Origin of the sequence: Pseudomonas petrae (assembly GCF_021728295.1) — a bacterium.
GTDB lineage: Bacteria > Pseudomonadota > Gammaproteobacteria > Pseudomonadales > Pseudomonadaceae > Aquipseudomonas > Aquipseudomonas petrae.
This window is the reverse complement of the sequence record NZ_JAKJXE010000001.1, coordinates 819993-830552: the sequence shown is the minus strand read 5'-3', so window position 1 is coordinate 830552 and position 10560 is coordinate 819993. Positions and strand designations below refer to the sequence as shown.

Sequence of the window (10560 nt, the reverse complement as noted above, 5' to 3'; positions counted from 1 at the left end):
GCGAACGCGTCAAACCAGACAACGCAAAATTGCTGACCCAACCCATTCGCCAGCAAGCCGGCTCCCACAATGTGTGAGCCTCTGGCGTATCAGCGGCTAGTCACCCACTCCGCTTTCTCTTCACTCGCTTCAGGCTCTGGCTCCGGAAACGCTTCGGTGTGGTCAAACTCCACGCCTTCGCCCATCGCCTTGTACTTCTTGCGCAGCGCGTGCAATTCCTTCTGGTTGAGGTTATCCAGGCTCAGCACGGCGTTCTGTGCGTCTTTGGTCACGCGCAGCAGTTCGTCGATCTTGATATGCATCTGATCGGTGTCGCGGTTCTGGGTGTTCTGGATCAGAAAAACCATCAGGAAGGTGATGATCGTCGTGGACGTGTTGATGATCAGCTGCCATGTGTCGTTGTAATGGAAGATCGGCCCGGTGGCGGCCCACACGCAAATCAGCGCAATCGCCACCAGGAAGGTTCGTGGGCTGCCGGACCACTGCGACAAGGCCTGCGCGAACTTCGAGAATTTCATCAACGGGTTTCCTTTGTTAACCAAGAGAGATACCCAAGGGACCGCGCTGCGTCTTTGAAATTTCTTCTCACAACATGAAATCGGCGACAGGTTTCAGCCCCAGCCGAAGACCTCACGCGCGTTGGCAGTGCTCGCAGCCGCGAGCGTATCCGCAGGGATTTTCATCAGCTCGGCGACGGCCGCGCAGATATCGGGAAGATGCTCGGGGCTGTTGCGCATGCCCGGAAACATCGCTGGCGCCATGTCCGGGGAATCGGTTTCCAGCACGACGCTCTCCAGCGGCAGATCGGCGATCACCCGATGCATGCGCAAGGCCTGCGGCCACGTCGCCGCACCGCCCAGCCCCAGCTTGTAACCCAGCTTGATGTATTCCCGCGCTTCTTCGCGGCTGCCGGCGAAGGCATGAACGATGCCACAGCGCTTGAGCTTGAAACGCTTGAGTGCGGCGATGGTGTCGGCGTGGCTGCGGCGCACGTGGAGCAGGGCAGGGAGGTTGAAGTCGGCGGCCATCTGCAACTGCTGGTCGAGCAAGGTCTGTTGCTGCGGGCGGTCCAGGGATTCGATGTAGTAATCCAGACCGATCTCACCCACGGCGCACAGCTTGGGATGCCCGGCCAGACGCGTCATCCAGTCGCGCAATTGCTGCACATGCTCGGGCTGATGCTCTTCCAGGAATACCGGGTGCAAGCCCAGCGCGGCGTACACCGAAGGTTCGCTGAGCGCCAGATCCCACACTCGCTGCAGATTGCGCTGATAGACGCCCAGCACCACGATGCGCTCCACCCCAAGCTGCCGGCTGTTGGCGAGCACGTCGTCGCGGTCGGCGTCGAAATCGTCGAAATCCAGATGCGTGTGGGTGTCGATCAGTCGCACGTTGCTTACGCCTCGTGAATCCGCTGTTTGAATGTCCGCACGATGGCATGCACGCCCGGCTCGTACTGATCCTGCTCGATGGCCGACAACGCCAGCGCGAGAGCTTTTTCAGCGATCAAGTGGTGCTGCTGCGCCATGGCATTGACCGGCAATGGCAGGAAATCCAGCAACTGCGTGTCGCCAAACGTGCCCAGGTGAAGCTGGTCGGGATTCAGGCGGCGCTGGTGCAGCAAATCGAACACCCCTTGCAGCAGGACGTAGGACGTCGTGATCAGGGCGTCGGGGAAATAACCCAGGCGATCAAACATACCGCTGGCCAGTTGCAGGCCGCAGTCACGGCTGAACGCATCGCCGTGTTCGATGATCACCGAACCTTCGAAACCCTCCAGCGCGTCTTCGAAGCCGCTGGCCCGCGCCTTACTGACGCTTAGCTCCGGCCGCGCGCCGATCAGGGCGATGTGCCGGGGCTTGATCTCCAGCAGGCTGCGGGTCAGTTGCTGGCTGGCGTCGTGGTCATCGCTGACCACCGAGCAGAAGTGCGCCGGGTCCATCTCCCGGTCGATCGCGATGACCGGAACCCCTTGCTGCTGCAGTGCGCGGTAGCTGTCATCGCTGGCCGGCAGGCAACTGGCGACGAACAGCGCATCGCAGCGTCGTGCGCGAAACAGCTGCAACAACTGCAACTCGCTGATGGGATCGTCGTCTGAACTGGCGATCAGCAACTGGTAGCCGCGCGCGCGGGCGCCCTGTTCCAGTTGCTTGGCGATGCGCGCGTAACTGGGGTTTTCCAGGTCGGGCAGGATAAAACCCAAGGTTCGGGTATGCCGGCTGCGCAGCCCGGCCGCCTGCGGGTTGGGCCGAAAGCCATGAGCGTCGACCACCGCGCGCACGCGCTCGACCGTTGCACTGCTGATGCGTTGCTGTTCGGCCTTTCCGTTGATCACGTAGCTGGCCGTGGTCACAGAAACACCGGCCAGACGCGCAATATCACTGAGTTTCAAGCCGGGCATCCTTTCGTGAAGTGAAGCAAAAAATGGGAGCTGAACTACCGTGGCAGGGATTTTCACCGATTAACAGCCATGATGACAGCAGACCGTCGCCTCGTAGGAAGCATGTGAAGCGCGCGGGATGTTTCCTACACGATTCGACCGGATGAGCTTCAAACCACCGGGATTATCAAGTAACGTGCGCGACACTTTAGATTAAACGATTCAGCAGGCCTGTTTATGGCGCCTTTTACCCAAAAGCAGCCGTGAATGGAAGCATCAAAGCGAGATTTCGCATTGAATATTCGCAAACCGTAAGTCATCGGTGTGTACGACCGGTCCTACAACAAGAATCTGGCGCGACCCCGCGCAGCACAGGAGAACGCAATGCTCGAGCTGACCATAGAGCAAATTTCCATGGACCAGTCGGCGGTGGACAAGCCCGCCGCGTTGCAACTGCTGGCTGACTTGCTCGTCGCCGATGGCCTGGTGGCTGCCGGCTACCTGGCAGGCTTGCAGGCGCGCGAGCAACAAGGCTCGACCTTTCTGGGGCAGGGCATCGCCATTCCCCACGGCACGCCACAGACCCGCGACCAGGTATTCGCCACCGGCGTGCGCCTGATGCAGTTCCCCGAAGGGGTGGACTGGGGCGACGGGCAAATGGTCTATCTGGCCATCGGCATCGCCGCCAAGTCCGACGAGCATTTGCGCTTGCTCCAGTTGCTGACCCGCGCCCTCGGTGAAAACGACCTGGGCGAGGCGCTGCGTCAGGCGAAGGACCCCGAGTCGCTGCTCAAGCTGCTGCAAGGCGCGCCGCAGGAACTGGCCCTCGATGCGCAGATGATCAGCCTGGGCGTCATGGTCGATGATTTCGAAGAACTGGTCTGGCGCGGCGCGCGTCTGCTGCGCAAGGCCGAGTGCGTGAACAACGGTTTCGCGGCGGTGCTGCAACAGGTCGAGCCGCTGCCGTTGGGCGAAGGCCTCTGGTGGCTGCACAGCGAGCAGATGGTCAACAAGCCCGGCCTGTCCTTCGTCACCCCGGACAAACCCATGCGTCATCTGGGTCAGTCGCTGACCGGCCTGTTCTGCCTGGCCAGCCTGGGCGAGTCGCACCAGGCGTTGCTCGAACGTCTTTGCGCGTTGCTGATCGAAGGGCGCGGCCGCGAATTGGGCCAGGCCACCAGCAGCCGCGCCGTGCTTCAGGCATTGGGCGGTGAAGCACCGCCGGACTGGCCGAGCGAGCGCGTGACCCTCGCCAATGCCCACGGCCTGCATGCGCGTCCGGCGAAAATCCTCGCGCAGTTGGCCAAGGGTTTTGAAGGCGACATCCGCGTGCGCATTGTCGACGGCACCGAGAATCCCGTGTCCGCCAAAAGCCTGAGCAAGCTGCTAAGCCTCGGCGTGCAGCGCGGTCAGTCCCTGGAGTTTATTGCCGAGCCGACGATTGCCGCCGATGCCTTGCCTGCTTTGATCGCGGCGGTGCTCGAAGGCTTGGGCGAAGCAATAGAACCGTTGCCGACCCATATCGAACCCCCGCCAACCCCGGCGATTGTTGAGAAGACCCTCAGCGCCCCCGCTGCTGGCACTCAGATTCAGGCCGTTCCTGCTGCGCCCGGCTTCGCCGTCGGCCCGGCCCACGTGCATGTTCTGCCGGTGTTCGATTACCCGGCGCAGGGCGAATCGCAAAGCGTCGAACACGAACGCCTGCACAGCGCGCTGGCGCAGGTGCGCATCGACATCGAGCAATTGATTCAGCGCAGCACGGCGAAGGCCATTCGCGAGATTTTCGTCACCCACCAGGAAATGCTCGCCGACCCCGAACTGGTCGACGAAGTGGCGCAGCGCTTGAAACAAGGCGAAAGCGCCGCTGCGGCATGGATGAACGTAATCGAGGCCGCCGCGCGCCAGCAGGAACAGCTCAAAGACGCGCTGCTGGCCGAACGTGCCGCTGACTTGCGGGATGTCGGTCGCCGCGTATTGGCGCAGATCTGTGGCGTCGAGGATCTGGTTGAACCCGAAGAACCTTACATTTTGGTGATGGACGAAGTCGGTCCGTCCGACGTCGCGCGTCTGGACCCTGCCCGTGTCGCGGGCATTCTCACCGCGCGCGGCGGCGCCACTGCCCACAGCGCGATCGTTGCCCGGGCGTTGGGCATCCCCGCACTGGTCGGTGCCGGCGATGCCGTGTTGCTGATTAAATCCGGCACGCAGTTGTTGATCGACGGCCAGCGCGGGCGTCTCGACGTCGCGCCGGACGAAGCGACCCTACAGCGCGCCTTGCAAGACCGCGACATCCGCGAGCAACGCCTCAAGGCTGCCGCTGCCCTGCGGATGGAGCCGGCGATCACCCAGGACGGCCACGCCGTTGAGGTCTTCGCCAACATCGGCGACAGCGCCGGCACGCCGGCAGCCGTAGAGCAGGGTGCCGAAGGCATTGGCCTGCTGCGCACCGAATTGCTGTTCATGGCGCACAGTTCCGCGCCGGATGAAGCGACCCAGGAAGCGGAATACCGTCGCGTGCTCAGTGACCTCGACGGTCGCCCGCTGGTGGTTCGCACCCTCGACGTTGGCGGCGACAAACCGCTGCCGTACTGGCCCATCGATAAAGAAGAAAACCCGTTTCTCGGTGTGCGCGGCATTCGCTTGACCTTGCAGCGCCCGGACATCATGGAAAGCCAGCTGCGCGCTTTGCTGCGTGCGGCGGACAATCGACCGTTGCGCATCATGTTCCCGATGGTGGGCACCGTTGAAGAGTGGCGTCAGGCTCGCGACATGACCGAGCGTCTGCGTCTTGAGATCCCGGTTGCCGACCTGCAACTGGGGATCATGATCGAAGTGCCGTCGGCGGCGTTGCTGGCGCCGGTGCTGGCGAAGGAAGTGGACTTCTTCAGCGTGGGCACCAACGACTTGACCCAGTACACGATGGCGATCGATCGCGGTCACCCGACCCTGTCCGCCCAAGCCGATGGCCTGCATCCGGCGGTGTTGCAACTGATCGATATCACCGTGCGTGCGGCCCATGCCCACGGCAAATGGGTGGGCGTCTGCGGCGAATTGGCTGCGGACCCGCTGGCTGTGCCGGTGCTGGTCGGTCTGGGTGTGGATGAATTGAGCGTCTCGGCGCGGAGCATCGGCGAAGTCAAAGCCTGCGTCCGCGAATTGAATCTGATCGAAGCCCGGAAACTTGCGCAGGCGGCCCTGGCCGTTGGCAGCGCTGCGGACGTGCGTGCCCTCGTGGAGGGGCTGTAATGGCGAAAATTCTGACATTGACCATGAACCCGGCGCTGGACCTGACCGTGCAGTTGGGTCCCCTGCAGATCGGCCAGGTCAACCGCAGCGACACCATGCTCAGCCACGCGGCGGGCAAGGGCATCAACGTCGCGCAGGTGCTGGCTGACTTGGGGCACGAGCTGACCGTTGCCGGCTTCCTCGGCGTCGATAACCAGCAAGCGTTCGAAACCTTGTTCGCCAAGCGCGGCTTCATCGATGAGTTCGTGCGGGTGCCGGGCGAGACGCGCAGCAACATCAAGCTCGCCGAAAGCAGCGGGCGCATCACCGACCTCAACGGGCCCGGCCCGGAAGTGAGCGCGCAGGCGCAACAGGCGCTGGCCGCTCGGGTTGAGCAGATCGCGTCGGGGTTTGATGCGGTGATCGTGGCCGGCAGTCTGCCCCGTGGCGTCAGCGCGCAGTGGCTGAAAACGCTGTTGCTGCGCCTTAACGCGATGGGGCTGAAAGTGGCGCTGGACACCAGCGGCGAAGCCTTGCGCGCCGGTCTGGAAGCGTCGCCGTGGATGATCAAGCCCAACACCGAGGAACTGGCCGATGCCCTCGATGCACCGATCATTTCCATCGCCGCGCAAGCGCAGGCCGCAGCCGACCTGCGCCAGCGCGGTATCGAGCATGTGGTGATTTCACAGGGCTCGGAAGGCGTTCACTGGTTCAGTGCCGACGTTGGGTTGCAGGCATTGCCGCCCAAAGTCACCGTCGCCAGCACCGTGGGCGCGGGGGATTCGCTGCTGGCCGGGATGGTTCACGGTTTGCTCTGCGGGCACAAACCCGAGCAAACCTTGCGCACTGCCACGGCCATTGCGGCCATGGCCGTCACTCAGATCGGCTTCGGCATCAATGATCCGGCGCAATTGAAACGTCTGGAAAGCGGCGTCAACGTCCGCGTCCTGACGGCATAACAAGAGAGGAAGTGTGATGAAGTTAGCCATCGTTACGGCCTGTCCGAACGGCAAAATCAGCAGCGTCCTCAGTGCCCGTCTGCTGGACGCGGCGGCCCAGCGCCAGGGGTGGAGCACCAGCGTCGAGATCCACGATTCGCGCCATCCCGAGAAGCAACTGTCGCCAAGTGACATCGAAGCGGCGGACTGGGTGCTGGTGGTCAACACTGGCGCGCTGGACCTGGCGCGCTTCTCCGGCAAGCGCCTGTATCAGGCCACGCCCGCGCAAGCGTTGCAGGATGCCGATGGCTTTTTGCGTTCAGCGGCGGCGCTGGCCACCGAGCACACCGCGACCTCTGCGACTTCGGCTGCGGCGGCTTCTCCCGGCGCGCAGCCGCGTCTGGTGGCGGTGACGGCGTGCCCGACCGGCGTCGCCCACACCTTTATGGCGGCCGAGGCGATTCAGCAGGCGGCGAAAAAACTCGGGTATGACCTGCAGGTGGAGACCCAGGGCTCGGTCGGTGCGCGTAATCCGCTCAGCGCCCAGGCCATTGCCGACGCCGACGTCGTGTTGCTGGCGTGTGATATCGAAGTCGCCACCGAGCGTTTCGCCGGCAAGCGCATCTATCGCTGCGGCACCGGTATTGCGCTCAAGCAAGCTGAAACGACGCTGAAAAAAGCGCTGGCGGAGGCAGAGGTCGAGTCCACGGCTTCGACATCCAAGGCGTCCTCCAAGAAGGAGAAGACCGGCGTCTACAAACACCTGCTCACCGGCGTGTCGTTCATGCTGCCGATGGTGGTGGCGGGCGGTTTGCTCATTGCGCTGTCGTTCGTGTTCGGCATTCACGCGGCAGAGGAACCGGGGACACTGGCGGCAGCGCTGAAACAGATCGGCGCGGGCGCAGCGTTCCAGCTGATGGTGCCGTTGCTGGCCGGTTATATCGCGTATTCCATTGCCGACCGTCCGGGCCTTGCGCCGGGGATGATTGGTGGTCTGCTGGCGAGCACCTTGGGCGCTGGCTTTATTGGCGGGATCATCGCCGGGTTTCTTGCGGGCTACAGCGCCTGGGCGGTGAATCGCTACGCGAAGCTGCCGGCGAGTGTCGAAGCGCTCAAACCGATTCTGATCATTCCGCTGCTGGCGAGCCTGTTCACCGGTCTGGTGATGATCTACGTGGTGGGCAAGCCGGTCGCCGGCATGCTCGAAGGGCTGACCCACTTCCTGGACACCATGGGCACGGCCAACGCGGTGCTGCTCGGCGTGCTGCTGGGCGCGATGATGTGCGTGGACCTGGGTGGGCCGATCAACAAGGCGTCGTATGCGTTTTCGGTGGGCTTGCTGGCCTCGAGCAGCGGCGCTCCGATGGCAGCAACGATGGCGGCCGGCATGGTGCCGCCGATCGGCATGGGCATCGCGGCATTGATCGCCCGGCGCAAGTTTGCCCAGAGTGAGCGTGAGGCGGGCAAGGCGGCATTCGTGCTGGGTCTGTGCTTTATCTCCGAAGGTGCGATCCCGTTTGCGGCGAAAGACCCGCTTCGGGTGATTCCGGCGAGCATTGTTGGAGGCGCCCTGACGGGTGCGCTGTCGATGTTCTTCGGCTGCAAACTGATGGCCCCCCACGGCGGGTTGTTCGTACTGCTCATCCCGAATGCGATCAACCATGCGTTGCTGTATTTGCTGGCGATCGTGGCTGGCAGCGTCGTGACCGGCGTGTTGTACGCGATGCTGAAGCGGCCTGAAACGGCAGAACTCGATGCGGTGCCCGCCGGCGCCTGACCGCTGGCGTTTTCATGTAGGACCGGCTTCAGCCGGGAAGAGGGCGGTGTGTTCGCCATCAGATTTCTGGTGTGAATGCCGACGCCTTCCCGGCTAAAGCCGGTCCTACAGGTTGGGCTCCAGCCGGTCCCCCTGGATGAACGCGATGCTTTTGGTAGGACCGGCTTCAGCCGGGAAGAGGGCGGTGTGTGCGCCATCACATTTGCGGTGTGACGCCAGATGCCTTCCCGGCTAAAGCCGGTCCTACAGTGTGCGTTGTCCTGCATGCGGAGATGTGTCGGATGTACCGGCCTCTTCGCGGGCAAGCGCGCTCCTGCAGGGACCGCGTTAGGCGCAGGATTATTCGCCGAACGCGCACAGTGTGATCGACGGATAACCACCTCCCGAACGCGATCATTGTAGGAGCGCGCTTGCCCGCGAATGCGATATGCCTGGCGCTGAAGAGGTGTCGGATGTACCGGTCTCTTCGCGGGCAAGCGCGCTCCTGCAGGTTTGCGTTAAGCCCGCCATCCAGTTCCCTGTCATCTCCCGCAAACAATCCGCTGCTAGCGTCCTCCTTTTGGCATTTCCTTGAGGAGGATAAACATGTCCCGGTTCGACCTGACTCGCCGCCGTATCATCCAGGCCGCTGGTGCTGGCTTGTTGTTGCCGGGGCTTGCGCCGGCGGTCATTGCTTCGGTCAAGGATCGCCCGAAGATGACCGACGGCGTGCAGTCCGGCGACGTGCTCGGCGACCGCGCCATGGTCTGGAGTCGCAGCGATCGGCCTGCGCGCATGGTGGTCGAATGGGACACCCGCAGCATGTTCACCCAACCGCGCCGCACGGTTTCGCTGCTCGCCGACCAACGCACTGACTTCACCGCGCGCGTCGAACTGACTGGCTTTCCGGCGGATCAAGCCATCTTCTACCGCGTGTTCTTCGAAGACGCGCAAACCGGCGTCGCCAGCGAACCCTGGTTCGGCCACCTGCGCAGCGTGCCGGTCAATCGCCGCAACATCCGCTTCGTCTGGAGTGGCGACACCGTCGGTCAGGGCTTCGGCATCAACCCCGAGATCGGCGGCATGCGCATCTATGAAGCCATGCGTCTGCGCTTGCCGGACTTCTTCATCCACAGCGGCGACACCATTTACGCGGACGGCCCGGTGCCCGCCGAAGTGGTCACCGAAGGCGGACGCGTCTGGCGCAACATCACCACCGAAGAGAAGAGCAAGGTCGCCGAAACCCTCGACGAATACCGCGGCGCCTACCGCTACAACCTGATGGACGAGAACCTGCGGCGCTTCAACGCCGAGGTCCCGCAGATCTGGCAGTGGGATGACCACGAAGTGACCAACAACTGGTCGCCGAGCAAGCAGCTCGACGACCGCTACAAGGTCAAGGACATCCAGGTGTTGGCGGCGCGCGGGCGTCAGGCGTTCCTCGAATACGCGCCGATGCGCCTGCAGAGCGCCGACAACGGCGGGCGGGTGTATCGCAAGATCAGTTACGGCCCGATGCTGGACGTGTTCGTGCTCGACATGCGCAGCTACCGTGATGGCAACGACGCCAATCTGGCCGACAAGCCCGGGCCGACCACCGCCTTCCTGGGCCGCGAGCAACTGGACTGGCTCAAGCGCGAACTTCAAGCTTCTGGCGCCCAGTGGAAAGTCATTGCCGCCGACATGCCCATCGGCCTCGGTGTACCCGACGGCGAGATCAGCCCTGGCGTGATGCGATGGGAGGCCGTCGCCAACACCGATAATGGCGCGCCAAAAGGCCGCGAACTGGAGGTCGCCGAACTGCTGGGCTTCCTGCGCCAGCAGAAGGTCCGCGACACCGTCTGGCTGACGGCCGATGTGCATTACTGCGCGGCTCACCACTACCACCCGGATCAGGCGGTGTTTCAGGATTTCGACCCGTTCTGGGAGTTTGTCGCAGGACCGCTCAATGCGGGCAGTTTCGGGCCCAATACCCTGGACAAGACCTTCGGGCCTGAGCTGGTGTTCCAGAAGGCTCCGCCGGCGCAGAACACCTCGCCCTTCGCCGGGTTTCAGTTTTTTGGTGAGGTGAACATCGACGGCCAGAGCGGCGAGATGACCGTGACGCTGCGGGATCTGGACGGGGTTTCGGTGTTTGAGAAGACGCTGCAGCCTGCCAACCAGGCCTGACGCAATACCCCTGTAGGAGCGCGCTTGCCCGCGAATTCGGTATTTCAAACACATTGATGGTGACTGACACGACGCATTCGCGGGCAAGCGCG

At 63.2% G+C, this 10560-nt stretch carries 7 protein-coding genes; 4 read left to right on the top strand and 3 right to left on the bottom strand.

The window, feature by feature from the left end:
- Positions 1-89 precede the first annotated feature (89 nt).
- The 3 genes from L4G42_RS03570 to cra form a co-directional block, all read right to left on the bottom strand.
- The gene (locus tag L4G42_RS03570) at positions 90-518 is read right to left on the bottom strand and encodes a low affinity iron permease family protein (protein WP_237259186.1); all 429 of its coding nucleotides are present in this window, start codon (positions 516-518) and stop codon (positions 90-92) included.
- A 93-nt stretch (positions 519-611) separates the two neighbouring features.
- Positions 612-1391 (bottom strand): TatD family hydrolase, encoded by a 780-nt coding sequence (locus L4G42_RS03565; RefSeq protein ID WP_237251268.1) that lies wholly within the window; start codon positions 1389-1391, stop codon positions 612-614.
- A gap of 5 nt (positions 1392-1396) precedes the next feature.
- Entirely contained in the window at positions 1397-2392 is a 996-nt protein-coding gene (cra, locus tag L4G42_RS03560) for a catabolite repressor/activator (protein WP_237251267.1), read from the bottom strand.
- A gap of 372 nt (positions 2393-2764) precedes the next feature.
- Here cra and ptsP point away from each other — a divergent pair, with 372 nt between their 5' ends.
- From ptsP to L4G42_RS03540, 4 genes are all read left to right on the top strand, one after another.
- Positions 2765-5626: a phosphoenolpyruvate--protein phosphotransferase gene (gene ptsP / locus L4G42_RS03555; RefSeq protein ID WP_237259185.1), complete on the top strand. Its 2862-nt coding sequence runs from the start codon at positions 2765-2767 to the stop codon at positions 5624-5626.
- The gene (gene pfkB, locus L4G42_RS03550; RefSeq protein WP_237251265.1) at positions 5626-6564 is read left to right on the top strand and encodes a 1-phosphofructokinase; all 939 of its coding nucleotides are present in this window, start codon (positions 5626-5628) and stop codon (positions 6562-6564) included. Before ptsP ends, pfkB begins: the two co-directional genes overlap by 1 nt.
- 16 nt (positions 6565-6580) lie before the next feature.
- Positions 6581-8320: a PTS fructose-like transporter subunit IIB gene (locus L4G42_RS03545; RefSeq protein ID WP_237251264.1), complete on the top strand. Its 1740-nt coding sequence runs from the start codon at positions 6581-6583 to the stop codon at positions 8318-8320.
- 585 nt (positions 8321-8905) lie between these two features.
- On the top strand, positions 8906-10468 hold the full coding sequence (locus L4G42_RS03540) for an alkaline phosphatase D family protein (protein ID WP_237251263.1): 1563 nt from the start codon (positions 8906-8908) through the stop codon (positions 10466-10468).
- The last annotated feature ends 92 nt before the right edge of the window (positions 10469-10560 follow it).